This is a genomic window from Ruegeria sp. HKCCA5929, from assembly GCF_013034525.1.
Lineage (GTDB): Bacteria > Pseudomonadota > Alphaproteobacteria > Rhodobacterales > Rhodobacteraceae > Ruegeria.
Map to the genome: position 1 here is coordinate 317,110 of NZ_WQGE01000005.1, position 15,584 is coordinate 332,693.

The following is a 15,584-nucleotide window of genomic DNA, read 5'->3' on the forward strand; positions in this document are numbered from 1 at the left end:
TCCTAGTTCCATATTCCAGCCAGCGCCGTGGGCAACTGGTCAAATGTCTCGATCACGCAAGTCGCCGAAGCCAAAGCCGAGCGATCATGGTATCCCCAAGTCACCCCAATTCCGCGCACACCCGCGGCGGCAGCCATATCCATGTCAAAGCTTGTGTCACCAATCATCACTGCGCAATCCGGATCAACACCGGTTTCCAACAAAGCGGTTTGCACCATCGACGGGTGCGGCTTGGAGGGGTGATGATCTGCAACCTGACGTGTGACGAAGTAAGCCTCCAACCCGTGCGCCTCGATCAACGCATCAAGACCGCGCTGTGACTTGCCGGTGGCGACGCCTAAAAGCACTTCGGGCACTGCGTGTAACGCTTCAATCGCCTCACGCGCGCCGGGATAAAGCGGTGAACTGGCCGCCCCCAGATCCAGCCGATGTGCGTGGTAAGCCTCTTTGTACCCTTCAACCAGATCACCCTGGACCGAAGATGGTTGATCGGGTGCCAGCCGCGCAATGGCGTGCGGCAAGGACAGACCAACAATCGACAGGATCGCGTCGCGCGACGGGACAGGCACCGAAGCAGACTGAAAGCTGGTTGTCATGGAGTGAACGATACTGCCCTGACTGTCGACCAATGTGCCGTCGACATCAAACAGAACCAGCCGCAAAGGTGCGCTCATTGCAGATCCTCAAACGGATCGTCAGCAGCCAGATCCTCGGTCCACCCGAACGTATCCCAGCTATGCTTGATATGATCCGGCAAAGGTGCCGTGACTGTCACAGGCTTGCGGGTCATCGGGTGTTGAAACGACAGTCGCCGGGCGTGTAGGTGAAGCTTTTTACTAATGATCCCGCCCAGTTGAGCGCCCCAGCCGTCGCCAAGGTTTTCCTGACCCGAGCCGCCGTATTTACCATCGCCAATGATCGGATGCCCGATGGCCGCCATATGGGCCCGCAGCTGGTGCGTCCGCCCGGTGATCGGCTCCATTGCAACCCATGCGGCACGGCCGGCCACCCGGTACAGGGTCGCATAATGCGTGTGCGCGCGTTTCGCGCCTGGTGTGCTGTCGATCTCGTTCATATGCACGGGGATCATCTTTTCGCCCTCGCCGTGCTTGCCATGACCGGGCGCTTTCACAAGGCCCGTCTTGATCTCACCCAAATATGGCGTCGGAACACCGGCAACCAGCGCCCAATAAATCTTGCGTGTGTCGCGGTGACGGAAAGCGGCCGTCAGACCCTTGGCGGCCTCACGCGTGCGGGCCAGCAGCAGAACACCTGACGTGTCTTTGTCCAAGCGATGGACCAGACGCGGGTTCTCGTCATAGCCGAACCGCAGTGCTTCGGACAGGCTGTCGACATGGCGGGTCTGCCCACTGCCGCCCTGCACCGGCAGGCCCTGCGGCTTGTTGAGCGCCAAAATGTGATCATCGCGGTAGATCACACAGGACTGAATCATCTTGGCATCGGCATCCGAGATACGATGTTTGACCTCAGCAGGTTTGTGATCCGCGTCCGGCAAAGGCGGCACACGCACCACTTGCCCAACCTCCAGCCGGGTCGAGGCTTTGGCGCGGCTGCCATCGACACGCAGTTCACCCTTGCGGCACATCTTTTCAATGCGGCCCTGACTGACATGCGGAAACAAACGGCGCAACCAGCGGTCAACGCGCTGGTCGCCATCCCCTTCAGCGACTGTAATCATCTGTACGCCACTCATGCCATTAACCCTTGCACCGCGCGGGTGAGCCGCCCGGATTGCACCTTTGTCCGTGTCCCAGAAATCATGGGCGTCTGTCGCGCGCAATGCACCAAGAGTCAAGGTATCTGGTCGTTGCGATCAGATGTTCGAGAAATCCCCGTGCCGCCCCGCCCCGTCCCGGAAACGCCCCGCGCCCGAGGTTCCTTCACGACGGATCGCCTCCAATCCGTTGGCCCACTCCACCTTGAGCGCCTCGCGCACCGGCATACCCCGCGTTTCGATGATCGAACGGCGGTCAGCCCGCACAGCCTCTTGCGGAAAACGTGCAATTTCATGGGCCATTTCTTCAGCTGCAGAACGCGCTTCACCCTGCGGGACAATTTTTTCCGCCAGCCCGATCCGATAACACTCCTCAGCCTCGACTTTCCGACCCGTCAAGGCGATCTCCAGCGCTTTGCCCTGCCCCACCAAACGCGGCAACCGGACCGAGCCGCCATCCATCAGGGTAATCCCCCAGCGGCGACAATAAACACCCAGATATGCCGTTTCCGCCATCACACGGATGTCGCACCAAAGGGCAAGCTCCATGCCACCGGCCACGGCGGCACCCTCAATCGCGCCGATGACCGGTTTCGAAAGCTCCAGCCGGGACGGTCCCATCGGCCCTAGCGTCGAAGTGGCTGAACCTATTGGAAAGTTATGTTTGTCGAAATAAGCCTCACGCAGTTCAGGATCGGCCAGCGAGGCGGCGAGTTTCAGATCCCAGCCCGCGCAGAAATTGCCACCCTTGCCCCAGAACACAGCGGCTTTGGCAGAACTGGCTTCAAAACTCAGGAACGCGTCAACCAGAGCCACAGCGTGTTCCGTATCAACGGCATTCCGCGCATCCGGCCTGTCGTGGATAATGGTCCAGACGTCTTGGGTCTTTTCAATTGAAACCGGCATTTTCCGTCCTCCCTTGCTGGTATTGACCTAAGGGAAGCGTTCAATTGCGAACCTGTCGCCTGTGACGCGGCGGCATGTTCAATACTGACCCTGCGTAACTAACTGTTGCGCTGTGTCCGAAGCTTGGCAAAGTAATCGAGGCGCTTTTTCAGCTCTCGTTCGAACCCGCGTTCGACCGGCTGATAGAGTACCGGGCGTTTCATGGTTTCCGGGAAGTAGTTCTGACCGGAAAACCCATCCTCGGCGTCGTGGTCATAAGAATAACCCGCACCATATCCCTGATCCTTCATCAGCGAAGTAGGCGCGTTCAGGATATGTTTTGGCGGTGGCTCGCTGCCGGATTGTTTGGCCAGCCGCATTGCCGCTTTGTAGCCGACATAAGCCGCGTTGGATTTTGGGGCCAGCGCCAAATAAACCAAGGCTTGCGCCAGCGCCAATTCCCCTTCGGGAGACCCCAGCCGTTCAAACGTTTCCCACGATTGCAGGCAAATGGCCTGCGCCTGAGGGTCCGCCAGACCGATATCCTCAACCGCCATCCGCGTGATCCGGCGCGCCAGATAGCGCGGGTCTTCGCCGCCGGTTAGCATTCGTGCGAACCAGTACAGCGCAGCATCCGGGTCAGACCCGCGTACCGATTTATGAAGGGCCGAGATCAGGTTGTAATGCTCATCACCCGACTTGTCGTATTTCGCAGCCCGCCGCATCAGCCGCGTCGACAATGCATCGGGATCCAGCGGCGCGTCCACTTTCCAGGCCGAGACCTGTTCGATCAGGTTCAGCAACGCCCGCCCATCGCCGTCTGCCATTTCCTGCAACGCATCGCGCGCAGCTGGGGTCAAAGGCAATGCGCGGTCCAGCTCTTTCTCGGCACGCTGCGTCAGGCGTTCAAGGTCGGCAAGGCTGAGGCGTTCCAATACCAGAACCTGCGACCGGCTTAGCACAGCTGCATTCAGTTCAAATGACGGGTTCTCGGTTGTTGCGCCCACCAACAGGATGGTGCCGTCTTCCATATGGGGTAGAAACCCGTCTTGCTGCGCCTTGTTGAAACGGTGGATCTCGTCCACGAACAACAGCGTCCCCTGCCCGTTTTGACGGCGAATCTTTGCGGCCTCGAAGACCTTCTTCAGGTCAGGTACACCCGTGAAGATCGCACTGATCTGGACAAAATGCAGATCGGTTTCCTGCGCCAAAAGCCGCGCTATGGTCGTCTTTCCCACCCCGGGCGGGCCCCAAAAGATCAGGCAGGACAGACTGCCCGCCGCCAGCATCACGCCCAGCGGAGCTTCCGGCCCCAACACCTGCTCCTGACCGATGACGTCGCCCAGTGATTGGGGCCGCAATCGATCCGCCAAAGGGCGGTGCAGGGCATCGACGGGTTCGGTTGGCCCGGTGTCGAACAGATCGCTCATACGTTACAGCCGGAATCGCAAGGACACGGACCGGCCCTCGCGTTGAAGACCCATCTGCACTCGGCGTCCCGGGTTTGTCATCGCGCGTTCAACGTCACCAGGGCGCTGAATATCAACCGCGTTGATTGTCTCGATCACATCGCCGGGTCGCAACCCGGCCCGCGCGCCAAAAGGGCCCGGATCAACCACAACAACACCGGTCAGAGACAGGGGCAGGCCCAGCTTGGTGATCACCGCCGGATTGATCCGAGACACGATCAAACCCGGCAGAACTGTCGTATCGTCCAGCGCGGTTTCTTCGGCAGCGGGTGTTTCCGGCGCCTTGATCAAGGCCACTTCGACCTCATCGCTTTGGTCGCCGCGCAGCCGCGTCAGAACCGAGCTTCCCCCCACACCCGCAATAGACATGCGGAACTTCATTTCAGCGGGGGAGTTCACCTCGTCCCCGTCCACATGGGTGACAACATCGCCCACCTTCAGCCCCGCCTCGCGCAGCGGGCTGAGGTCATGCAGGTCCGAGATCACAACGCCCAGCGGGATAACCAGCCCCAAAGATTCCGCGATATCCGCGCTCATGTGCTGACCCGACATTCCCGCCCAAGGGCTGACAAAGCTGTCATTGCCTTGCTGCGCCTGTTTCAGGAACTCGGCCACCAAATTTGCCGGGATGGCAAAGCCGATACCGTTGGAACCACCTGACCGCGTCAGGATCGACGTGTTGATCCCGATCAGATCACCATTCACGTCGATCAATGCGCCGCCGGAATTACCCGGGTTGATCGCCGCATCCGTCTGAATGAAATACCCGCGACCGTTGCCAGTTGCCGTTCCCGTGCGCGCCAATCCCGAGATGATGCCCGAGGACACGGTTTGCCCCACGCCAAAGGGGTTCCCGATTGCTAAAGCCAGCTCTCCCACTTCGACCTGATCGGAATCCCGCAGGCTTAGGAACGGCAGGTTTTCGGCCTCTTCCAAACGCAGGATCGCAATGTCGCTTTGTTCATGACCCAGTACAACTGTGGCCGAAAACTCGCGTCGGTCCGTGGTGACGACCCGGATCTCTGTCGCGGATCCAACCACGTGATAGTTGGAGACGACGTAGCCGTCATCGGACAGGATCACCCCAGAGCCCAACGAGTTTTGAACACGCGGCTGTGGCGTGCCAAAGCCGCGGCCAAAGAAGTCTTTGAAAAACGGGTCCGAAAAGAACGGGCTGGCGCGCCCCTGCCGCACGATCTTGGCATAGATATTCACGACCGCAGGAGAGGCTTTTTTCACCACAGGAGCAAAGCCCAGCGAAATCTCGGCCTGCGATTGCGGCACGCGTGTTTCAGCCGTCGCAAATGTGGAAATTACACAGGTCAAAGCGATTAGTGTCGCGCGAAGCATGGATACCTCTACCTCAAAAGCTGCGTAGGATATGCGATTACGGGCGCACTAATGCAAGCACCTGTCCTGCGTGTTCAATCCAGCGGCGCGTGCAAGCGGGTCCCTTTTGTAATGATCCCACCCCGATTGCCCACTTCGATCGATCCGTAACGCTGTTTGAACACGTCGGGTAACTCCCGGTCTCCGTCGGGTGAGAGCCATAGACGAAAAAGATGCCGACGCTTGGCCGGATCAGGCCAGTCCACAAAACCCGTCCGGTCGTGTAACTGAGAATGGTTGTAGACAAATTGCATGTCGCCTGGTTGCAACCGCATCGTCAGAAATAATTCAGAGTCGTTTGTCAGGGCGTCGAACTTGTCCAATGCAGCGACATGCTCTGCGGTCAGACGCATGGCTTCGGGAAACCGCTGTGCGCTGTCGATGTACTGTCGCTGATAGAATACGGTCAGCTTGCCATCATGCCAGTTGAAGGGCGGAATAGTCATAAAGGGCTGCATGCCTTCCGGCACTTCACCGCGCCGGTCGGTTGTTATCGGGTCGAACAATCGCTCCAGCAGGTCCGGGCATTCGGCGCGCATCTGGTTGTAGATGGCTTCGGCACTGACCAGCAGTGAATCCCCGCCCTGTTTGGCGTCCCGAAGACACAAAAGCCCCACGATATCGGCACTGTCTGTGTGAAAGGTCTGCCGCTCGTGGGTCTGATAGATCCGCGTGTTCGGGTCATTTGCGTCCGCACCGATGTCACGGACATGACCCAGAATATGCCCTTGCGCATTTTGGGATCGCGCCGATCCCAAATGGGCACCCACCCCGCAGAAGATCGCGGCGGCCATTTCCTGAGAATAAGTCTCGACCGGCAGGCCCCGGATCACTTCGAACCCAATACCGTTGATCAGCGTGTCTCTTAGAGTCTCAAGATGGCAGTCGAACCGGCGCAGCGGAAAATCTGTTTTGGTGATTTCGCCGATATCCTGCCCCAAGCTTAGATAGTGGCGCGCGGCTTGCTCAAGGTCTGCGACATCCTCTGGACTCAGATGCAACAGCCATTCATTCTGCCGCGCTGCCATTTCCCGTCCGGTCCAAACAGATGGACCGGAGATTTGCGCCGGTAAATCAGAAAACACGGTCATCGCTTCCTCCCCTCACGCTTTCCGCATGTTCGCTTGTGAGAAAGCACAGGTCATCACCTGAAGTCACCGAAACTTGTAAAAACACGACACCAATTCGGTGTGCTTGCTCGAACGGTTCGGGTTCTACTCGGCAGGGGCCCAGTCAGGGCCTGGGTCATATTCTAGGATACCCTCCGCGCGTTCCAGCGTGTCAGGACCCAAGTCCGCCTCGAAAATGATCCCGTTCTCACCAACCAGAAACGAGTGAATTCCGGTCTCGCCATACTCGGAAGGAACAGCCAACAGCGCATGACCTGCTACAAAATGATCCCCAACAAAGTACGAATACGCACCACCCGGAGCATTGGGTCCCTGTCCCTGAAGGATCGTATAGTAATAACCCAGGAAGGGTTCAGGTTCGTAGTCCTCTTCTCCGTCACTCCACCCAGAAGCCACCGCTCGTGCGAGCGCCGCGCCGACAAAGCTGTCTTCCTCGGGCCAGAACAGACCATCTTTCACACCCGGATCGGAAATGATGTTGCGCGCGAATTCCATCACGCCGTCGCCATTATGGTCGGCCAAACGGAACGCGGCCTGAAGATCGACATAAGCATCAAGCAATTCCATCACTTCCAGCTCATTCAACCCGATCTCGCGGGCCGAAACTTCTTCGATGCCCGCTTCGAGGTCAAAGTGCCATTCCTCACCGGCCCGAGAAATCGGGATTGGGAAGGGCCAGCTGTCTTCCCCCAGCAAGACGACAACACCGTCCTCGTCCGGCTGGAAACGATAGCCCTCGGCATACATGCCAAGCACTTCCTCTCGTCTGGCTCGGTCTTCTTCTGGGTCGCCGGTTGCAAGCAAGTCTTCGGCCTCAGCCCCAAACACGTCCAGCAACTGGTCCCGATCATCCGACTTCAGAGCACCGACAAACGCATCCAAAGCCGCTTGCGGGCTGTTGTATCGGGCACCCTCGGATGCGGCTGTGCTCGCCGTGATCAAAAGAATGGCAGAAGAAATTATGAAATTCCGCATCTTATCTCCTCCGCTTTCCCTTGGCCGCGTGCCCGCGTTTTGACGCGCTGTGGGTTCTCTTGCCGGACGCTTTCTTTTGCATGGCTTTCCCTTTGGCCGCAGGTTTTTTCTGCTGAACTGCAGCCTTTTGGGCCTGGGGTTTCTTCGCGGTCTTGGCGTTGCTTTTAACCGGCTTCTTGGCGGCACCAGAAGATTGCTTGGTTCTGTCCACAGCCTTCTGTTTCGCGGCGGCTCTGTCAGTGTCGACATTCCCCCGATTGACCTTGGGCAGTTGCTTGTCATTGCCGCGGTTGGCCAGTGCACCACCTGCAATCGCCCCGGCGCCCGCCCCGGCCGCCAACGCCGCAGCGCCCGAGCCGTCCCGACTTATGTCGGCAGCTCCTGATTCACGGCTGAGCTTCGAGCGCAATTCATCTGTGCGGCCGTTTGGTCGGTCAACAGGCAATGTTCCGGCACCGCTGCCAGTGCGTTTGTGATCGGCGATTTTGTTCCGCGCTTCCTGCTGTCGGTTGGAATCGGGTTTCCACTCGATATCTGTGCGGTCACCCAGATCAATGTCGTTGCCGATATTGACGTTGCCATCGACGTCTATGTCGATATTCGGGTTTCTGTAGATCGGGCCACCGCCCCATCCACCGCAGTTTCGACACCCCCAATAACCATACCAATCATCATCATCGTCAAAAATCTCGTCAATCAACGCCACGGTGCCAAAGGTCAGCAGAGCAGCCCCCACAACGTCACCCGTTGATGGCCCGGTATAGACGGTCGCAGGATCGTATTGCGGAACATAAACGGTTTCTGTGTTGGTCGGTGTGATGACGACGGTCTCATCCTCTTCGACTTCAACCGTTTGTTCCGGGCCAGACACCAGTGCACCGCTGTCAATTGCCTGATCCCGCATCACCTGGACGGCATCCATCACATCGTCAGACTGGGCCAGCATTGCTGTTCCCATCGTTTCGGTCCAGTCGACATGCGTCGCCATTTGGCCAACGACTGCGGGGAACGCTGTTGCAAGCACGCTCACCGACGGGTCCCAACCCATGGCCTCGATTTCAGGTTCAAGCTCCGCCGGATCTCGGTCTGCATTGTCGATTAAAAAACGCTCGGCCTTTACAATCTCCAGCGGCTGGGTCGAGGCGACAAGTATCTGGATGAGCAGAGTATCCGGATACAAGGCAACCGGCGCGACCAGAGTTTGCAGTTCTGCGTCGGTCAGAAGGTCAGTTGTTTCTTGCGACGCCGCCTCGGTCGTTTCATCCGTTGTTTCCTGCGCGAAAAGCGCAGTGCTTGCGCAAAACAGGGGCGCAAAAATCAGATATCTAAACATATTGCGGTCCTTCAATTTCTTTGAGGATCGCCCAAGTTCATGATTCTGGCAACAAATCTCGGAACATGCGCCACGATCATAAAAACAAAAAACCCCCACGTCAGGGACGCGGGGGTCAAAATCAGAAAGCCGGGCTTTCTTATTCTTCGTCTGCGGCCTCTTCGGCGGCAACGCGAGCTTTGTCAGCCGCGCCTTTGGCGTCGATGTCACGATCAACAAATTCGATGATCGCCATCGGGGCCATGTCGCCATAGCGGAAGCCAGCTTTCAGGATGCGGACATAACCGCCCTGACGCTCGGCGTAGCGGGGGCCCAGAACTTCGAACAGCTTCGCGACGTCTTTGTCTTCTTTCAGCTGTGCTGCGGCCTGACGGCGGGCGTGCAGGTCGCCGCGCTTGCCCAGAGTGACCAGCTTTTCGATGATCGGGCGCAGTTCTTTTGCCTTGGGCAGAGTTGTCTTGATTTGCTCATGCTCGATGAGCGAGCCAGCCATGTTCGCAAACAGAGCTTTACGGTGCTCATGAGTACGGTTCAGGCGGCGGTAACCACGTGCGTGACGCATTTTTCAATTCCTATCTTGCGTTTTGCTTTGTCTGGCCGGCGATGCGTGTCACCGGCTCTCCTTGGGGCGGAAGTGCCCATGTCGTCCCCGGAAACCCGGGCATTGGGGAAGACGCGTTTAGAACGCGTCTTCGAATTTCTTGGCCAGATCTTCGATGTTGTCGGGCGGCCAATCCTCGACATCCATGCCGAGGTGCAGACCCATTCCGGACAGCACTTCCTTGATCTCGTTCAGCGATTTGCGGCCGAAGTTCGGGGTGCGCAGCATCTCGGCTTCGGTTTTCTGGATCAGATCGCCGATGTAAACGATGTTGTCGTTCTTCAGGCAGTTTGCCGAACGGACCGACAGTTCCAGCTCGTCCACTTTCTTCAGCAGCAGCGGGTTGAACTCCAGACCATCGTCCTCGTCTTGACGGCTTGCCGATTCCGGCTCGTCGAAGTTGACGAAGATCGACAGCTGATCCTGCAGGATGCGAGCAGCAAAGGCCAACGCGTCTTCCGGTGTGATCGAACCATCGGTTTCGATCTTTAGGGTCAGCTTGTCATAGTCCAGAACCTGACCTTCACGGGTCGGCTGAACGTCATAGGCGACCTTTTTGACCGGCGAATAGATCGCGTCGATCGGGATCAGGCCGATAGGTGCATCCTCAGGCTTGTTCTTCTCAGCCGAAACATAGCCTTTGCCGGTGTTGACGGTCAGTTCCATGAACAGATCGGCGCCATCGTCCAGGTGACAGATGACGTGATCGCGGTTCAGAACCTCGATGCCAGCGCTTTCGCTGATGTCACCTGCAGTGACAATTGCCGGGCCTTTGGCATTGATCGACAGGCGCTTGGGGCCTTCGACTTCCATGCGCAGGGCAACCTGCTTGAGGTTCAGAATGATATCGGTGACGTCTTCACGAACGCCCGCAACCGAGGAAAACTCGTGCAGGACGTTATCGATCTGAACGCTGGTGATGGCCGCACCTTGCAGCGAGCTCATCAGAACGCGGCGCAGGGCGTTGCCCAGGGTCAGACCAAAGCCACGCTCCAGCGGTTCGGCAACCAGGGTCGCCTGACGTGCGGGATCATTGCCCGGCTTGGCTTCCAGCTGGGTCGGCTTGATCAATTCTGCCCAATTCTTGTGGATCATGTAATCCCTCCATTCCTGTCCGCGCCCCATGACCAACAAGGTGCAGACGCCCGAGGTTCAAAATGACGTGCTGGGGCCGTGCAAATACACAGCCCCAGCTCAATTCAAAATCGCTTAGACGCGGCGACGCTTCGGCGGGCGGCAGCCGTTGTGAGCAATCGGGGTCACGTCGCGGATCGACGTGATATTGAAGCCCACTGCAGCCAGCGCTCGCAGAGCCGATTCACGACCCGAACCGGGGCCCTGAACTTCGACTTCCAGCGTCTTGACGCCATGTTCCTGCGCCTTTTTGCCTGCGTCTTCTGCAGCCATCTGAGCGGCGTAGGGGGTCGATTTCCGCGATCCCTTGAAGCCCATGGTACCGGCAGACGACCACGAAATGGCGTTGCCCTGTACGTCCGAGATCAGGATCTTGGTGTTGTTGAAGGTCGAGTTCACATGGGCAACGCCCGATGCGATGTTCTTACGCTCTTTGCGCTTAACGCGAGTCTTGTCACGTGCCATCAGTCAGACCCTCCCTTATTTCTTCTTACCAGCGATGGCCTTTGCGGGGCCTTTGCGGGTACGAGCGTTGGTGTGGGTGCGCTGACCGCGAACCGGCAGGTTGCGGCGGTGACGCAGACCGCGATAGCAGCCCAGGTCCATCAGGCGCTTGACGTTCATCTGAACTTCACGACGCAGGTCACCTTCGACGGTGAAGTTTTCGTCGATGTATTCGCGGATTTTCAGAACTTCGGCATCGGACAGTTCGTTGACGCGACGGGTCGCTTCAATGCCCACGGCTTCGCAGATCGCCTTGGCCGAGGTGTTGCCGATTCCGGTGATATATGTGAGGGCGATAGGTACCCGCTTGGCAGTCGGGATGTTTACGCCGGCAATACGTGCCACGTGTCACTTTCCTTTTCGTTGCGGTTCCGTAACTCCAGAACCTTTTTTCACAACGCTTTACCTTGGCAGTGTGGCCAGAGGGTTCAGCATTATTCGAGGTGGTCGGGGCATTTGGGACGAATCCCGCATGCGGTCTTGATTCCCTTAAGGGATGGGGGTCGATATGGGCTTTTGGAAGGGGCGTCAAGCCCCAACCTGAAGTCAGCCGAGAATCGCCTCGATCGAGGCGGTGACTTCTTCGATGCTGGCCAGACCATTGACCGGGCGCAGGTCGCCCTTGGCATGATAATACCCAATCAACGGAGAAGTCTTTTTGTAGTACTCCATCAGGCGAATACGAACGCTGTCTTCGTTGTCGTCCGCCCGCACCGGCTTGCCCGCCGCACGCGCCTCTTCAGCGCGGCCCACGATGCGCTGCACCAGAACCTCGTCGTCGACGCGCATTTCGATCACCGTGTGCAGCGACTGGCCCATCTTAGTCAGCAAAGCCGCCAAAGCGTCAGCCTGCGCCAGTGTGCGCGGGAAGCCATCAAAGATAAAGCCTGCACCCTTTTCGGTCGTCAGCTTTTCTTCGATCAGGCCGATCACGATCTCGTCGGTGACCAGTTGGCCCGAGTCCATGATCTCGGCAACTTTCTGGCCCATCTCCGTTCCGCTGGTCTTGGCTTCGCGCAACATGTCGCCGGTGCTCAGTTGCACCATGCCGCGGGTTTCAACCAGATGCTGCGCTTGCGTGCCCTTGCCTGCCCCCGGGGGGCCCAAAAGAATGATGTTCATCGACGAGCGGGTCCCTTCCTGCCGCGTTTCTTGCTCTTACCGCGCAGTTGGGACTTTTCAATCAGCCCTTCGTATTGATGCGCCAGCAGATGGCTCTGAACCTGTTGGATTGTATCCATGGTTACAGAGACAATAATCAGAACCGAGGTGCCGCCGAAATAGAACGGGATAGCGAACTGGTTTCGCAGAATCTCGGGCAACAGGCAGACCGCCGCCAGATAGGCCGAGCCCAGAACCAGAACGCGGTTGACCACGTATTCCAGATACTCGGCGGTCTTTTTGCCCGGACGGATACCCGGCACAAAACCGTTTTGCTTTTTCAGGTTGTCCGCCACGTCATCGGGCTTGAACGACACGTTGAACGTATAGAAATACGCAAAGAACACGATCATCGAAGCGAAGAACAACAGATACAGTGGCTGTCCGGGGCCGAAATTGGCCAGCATCCACGACATGATCGGTCCGTTCGCAGCACCCGCCGAGAAGGTTGAGATCGTTACCGGCAGCAGCAGCAGTGAGCTGGCAAAGATCGCAGGGATCACGCCCGCCGGGTTCACTTTGACCGGCAGGTGGCTGGAGCCGCCTTCGTAGACTTTCATACCGGCCTGACGACGCGGATACTGAATGTGAACCTTGCGCAGCGCGCGCTCCATAAAGACCACAAAGGTGATCACAGCGATGACCATCACGATCACGCCAACGATCACTGCGGGGCTGATGGCGCCCGAACGTCCCGAGGCAAAGAACTGCGCCAGCGCGGCCGGAACCTCGGCGATGATGCCGACGAAGATGATCAGAGAGATACCATTGCCGATACCGCGCGCGGTGATCTGTTCACCCAACCACATCAGGAACATGGTGCCGCCGACCAGGGTAATCATGGTCGACATACGGAAGAACATGCCCGGATCGGTCGCCAGATCCCCTGCTTCCAGCGAGACCGCTAGACCATAGGCCTGCACAGTGGCCAGCGCCACGGTGCCGAAGCGGGTGTACTGGTTGATTTTCTTGCGGCCCTGTTCGCCCTCTTTCTTGAGTTGCTCAAGCGCGGGAACCATGGATGTCAGCAGCTGCACAATGATCGAGGCCGAAATGTAGGGCATGATGCCGAGGGCAAAGATACCCATCCGCCCCAGCGCCCCACCGGTAAACATCGAAACCATGCCGCCGATGCCTTGCCCCGCCTGTTCCATGAATTCGCGCAGCGCTTGCCCGTCGATCCCCGGCACCGGAATAAAGGTGCCCAGACGATAGACGATCAGCAAACCCAGCGTGAACAGGATGCGGTTGCGCAGATCGGTGGCTTTGCCCAAAGCAGCCCAGCTTGTATTGGCTGCCATTTGTTCTGCTGCTGATACCATAAATCGGTCTCTCTTATGCAAACGCCGCCCGGAACCGTTTTCCGGCTCGGACGGCGTCTTGGAAAACTCTGAGGTCTATGTAAGCGGGTCTTGGCCCGCTCACAAGCGATTACTCTGCCGCAGCAGCTTTTGTGACCTTCAGTGAACCGCCCGCTTTTTCAACTGCCTCAACGGCAGACTTCGAAGCACCGGTTACTTCCAGGTTCACTTTGGCGCTGATTTCGCCTTTGGCCAGAACGCGGATACCGTCCAGCTTGCGGCGGACCAGACCGGACGCAACCAGAGCGTCTTCGGTGATCGCAGCCGAGGCGTCCAGCTTGCCGGCTTCGACAAATTTCTGGATCAGGCCCAAGTTAACAACGGCGAATGCTTTGCGGTTCGGCTTGCTGAAGCCACGCTTTGGCAGACGCTGGTACAATGGCATCTGACCGCCTTCGTAGCCGTTGATGGCCACACCCGAGCGGGATTTCTGGCCTTTGATACCACGGCCACCCATTTTACCTTTGCCGGAACCCGGACCACGGCCAACGCGCGTGCGTTTCGGTGCGGCGCCAGGATTGTCGCGCAATTCGTTCAGTTTCATTTCGCTTCTCCTAAGCCGGATATGACCCCCGAAGCGTGATGGGCCAAACACGGCATTTCTTGGTTTTGATTCTCATGGCGGAAAGCCACCGCAGGCGTATAGGCCCGATGGCGGGGCTTGGCAAGCCTGCAGATTGCCGTCTGGCCTGCGGTACGGTCACAAGCCCCTGTACGAGGTTTCCAGATGATACCTAAATGACAAGCTCACTGCGTTCTGACCGTTATTTGAGTACGAATTGCAGCGGTTTTGACAGAAACCACTTGCCATGCCGGGGTGGTAGTCTATCGGGATGCCTGAAAACACCAGACTGGCAGGCGCATGACTCACCCTTCTCACTCGCTTCGGGACAAGCCGGAGACAACCGCCGCACGTGACTGGGTCACAACGCTTGCCAAATACCGCGAACCGGACCAACTGCGCAGCACGTTCGAGTTGGGCGTCAGCATTGTCCCCTTCTTCGCGCTTTGGGCGTTGTCCTGGATGTCGCTGTCGGTCTGCTATTGGCTGGCCTTTGCGATTTCCGTGCTCAATGCGGCCTTTCTGCTGCGCCTATTTGCCATCCAGCACGATTGCGGGCACGGCGCGTTCTTTAAGAACCGGGCCGTCAGTGACTGGGTCGGGCGCGGGATCGGCGTTCTGACACTGACGCCTTATGATGTATGGCGCCGCACGCACTCCACGCACCACAACAGTTCGGGCAATTTGGGCAAGCGCGGGATGGGCGACATCCACACCCTGACTGTTGCTGAATATCAGGCCAAAACGCCGATGAACCGGTTCTGGTATCGCGTCTATCGGAACCCGATCACCCTGTTTGTGTTTGGCCCCGGCTATCTGTTCCTGTTTCAGAACCGCCTACCCTTGGGCCTGACAGACAGCGTCAGGTTCTGGGTCAGTGCGATGGCCACCAATGTCGCCATTCTGGTCATATTATTGACGGTCTATTATTTTGGCGGCGTGATGCCGATGCTGCTGATCTTCCTGCCCTCAACCCTGATTGCCGCAGCGGCCGGAGTATGGCTGTTCTACGTACAGCACCAGTTCGAAGACACACATTGGGAGTCGGATGAGAACTGGCAGCTGCACGAAGCGGCGCTGCACGGAAGCTCTCATTATATATTGCCGTCGGTATTGCAGTGGTTCACCGCCAATATCGGCATCCACCACGTGCATCACCTCTACAGCCGCATTCCGTTCTATCGCCTGCCCGAAGTGCTGCGCGATCATGATGAGCTGGCCAACAGCAACCGGATGACCATCCGCGAAAGCCTCGCCAACGCACGGCTGCATCTGTGGGATGAGCAAAGCCGTCGCCTGCTGTCCTTCGCCGAGGCGCGGGCGCTGTATGGTTGAGGGGCAACCC

General features: G+C 58.1%; 16 protein-coding genes. 1 reads left to right on the plus strand and 15 read right to left on the minus strand.

The features are described 5' to 3' along the window. Positions 1-2: 2 nt before the first annotated feature. From GOV90_RS14430 to rplO, 15 genes are all read right to left on the minus strand, one after another. Positions 3-674: an HAD-IA family hydrolase gene (locus GOV90_RS14430; protein WP_171091972.1), complete on the minus strand. Its 672-nt coding sequence runs from the start codon at positions 672-674 to the stop codon at positions 3-5. Continuing rightward, positions 671-1,714 carry an RluA family pseudouridine synthase gene (locus GOV90_RS14435; protein ID WP_171092035.1) on the minus strand — a complete coding sequence of 348 codons (1,044 nt, stop codon included), beginning with the start codon at positions 1,712-1,714 and terminating at the stop codon, positions 671-673. The genes GOV90_RS14430 and GOV90_RS14435 overlap by 4 nt, the downstream gene beginning before the upstream one ends. Before the next feature lie 120 nt (positions 1,715-1,834). Beyond that, positions 1,835-2,641, minus strand: a complete 807-nt coding sequence (locus GOV90_RS14440) for a crotonase/enoyl-CoA hydratase family protein (RefSeq protein WP_171091974.1) — start codon at positions 2,639-2,641, stop codon at positions 1,835-1,837. A 98-nt stretch (positions 2,642-2,739) separates the two neighbouring features. Next, positions 2,740-4,050, minus strand: a complete 1,311-nt coding sequence (locus GOV90_RS14445) for a replication-associated recombination protein A (protein ID WP_171091976.1) — start codon at positions 4,048-4,050, stop codon at positions 2,740-2,742. 3 nt (positions 4,051-4,053) lie between these two features. After that, a complete protein-coding gene (locus GOV90_RS14450) occupies positions 4,054-5,439 on the minus strand; it encodes a trypsin-like peptidase domain-containing protein (protein WP_171091978.1) in 1,386 nt (461 codons plus the stop codon). Between the two features lie 74 nt (positions 5,440-5,513). Next, positions 5,514-6,569, minus strand: coding sequence for a TauD/TfdA family dioxygenase (locus GOV90_RS14455; protein ID WP_171091981.1), 1,056 nt, complete (start codon positions 6,567-6,569; stop codon positions 5,514-5,516). Between the two features lie 123 nt (positions 6,570-6,692). Continuing rightward, the gene (locus GOV90_RS14460) at positions 6,693-7,583 is read right to left on the minus strand and encodes a DUF2950 family protein (protein WP_171091983.1); all 891 of its coding nucleotides are present in this window, start codon (positions 7,581-7,583) and stop codon (positions 6,693-6,695) included. A 1-nt stretch (position 7,584) separates the two neighbouring features. Further along, on the minus strand, positions 7,585-8,916 hold the full coding sequence (locus GOV90_RS14465) for a DUF3300 domain-containing protein (protein WP_171091985.1): 1,332 nt from the start codon (positions 8,914-8,916) through the stop codon (positions 7,585-7,587). A gap of 139 nt (positions 8,917-9,055) precedes the next feature. After that, entirely contained in the window at positions 9,056-9,478 is a 423-nt protein-coding gene (rplQ, locus tag GOV90_RS14470) for a 50S ribosomal protein L17 (RefSeq protein ID WP_170387757.1), read from the minus strand. Between the two features lie 117 nt (positions 9,479-9,595). Then, complete coding sequence (locus tag GOV90_RS14475; RefSeq protein WP_050605850.1) at positions 9,596-10,612, minus strand: DNA-directed RNA polymerase subunit alpha; 1,017 nt, start codon at positions 10,610-10,612, stop codon at positions 9,596-9,598. A 114-nt stretch (positions 10,613-10,726) separates the two neighbouring features. Next, positions 10,727-11,116 carry a 30S ribosomal protein S11 gene (rpsK, locus tag GOV90_RS14480; RefSeq protein ID WP_008757289.1) on the minus strand — a complete coding sequence of 130 codons (390 nt, stop codon included), beginning with the start codon at positions 11,114-11,116 and terminating at the stop codon, positions 10,727-10,729. A gap of 15 nt (positions 11,117-11,131) precedes the next feature. Then, positions 11,132-11,500 carry a 30S ribosomal protein S13 gene (gene rpsM, locus GOV90_RS14485; protein WP_170332212.1) on the minus strand — a complete coding sequence of 123 codons (369 nt, stop codon included), beginning with the start codon at positions 11,498-11,500 and terminating at the stop codon, positions 11,132-11,134. 201 nt (positions 11,501-11,701) lie between these two features. Continuing rightward, a complete protein-coding gene (locus GOV90_RS14490) occupies positions 11,702-12,277 on the minus strand; it encodes an adenylate kinase (RefSeq protein ID WP_171091987.1) in 576 nt (191 codons plus the stop codon). Next, positions 12,274-13,638, minus strand: a complete 1,365-nt coding sequence (gene secY, locus GOV90_RS14495) for a preprotein translocase subunit SecY (RefSeq protein ID WP_171091989.1) — start codon at positions 13,636-13,638, stop codon at positions 12,274-12,276. The genes GOV90_RS14490 and secY overlap by 4 nt, the downstream gene beginning before the upstream one ends. A gap of 109 nt (positions 13,639-13,747) precedes the next feature. Further along, positions 13,748-14,221 carry a 50S ribosomal protein L15 gene (gene rplO / locus GOV90_RS14500; RefSeq protein ID WP_171091991.1) on the minus strand — a complete coding sequence of 158 codons (474 nt, stop codon included), beginning with the start codon at positions 14,219-14,221 and terminating at the stop codon, positions 13,748-13,750. A gap of 318 nt (positions 14,222-14,539) precedes the next feature. Here rplO and GOV90_RS14505 point away from each other — a divergent pair, with 318 nt between their 5' ends. Then, entirely contained in the window at positions 14,540-15,574 is a 1,035-nt protein-coding gene (locus GOV90_RS14505; protein ID WP_171091993.1) for a fatty acid desaturase, read from the plus strand. Positions 15,575-15,584: the final 10 nt, after the last annotated feature.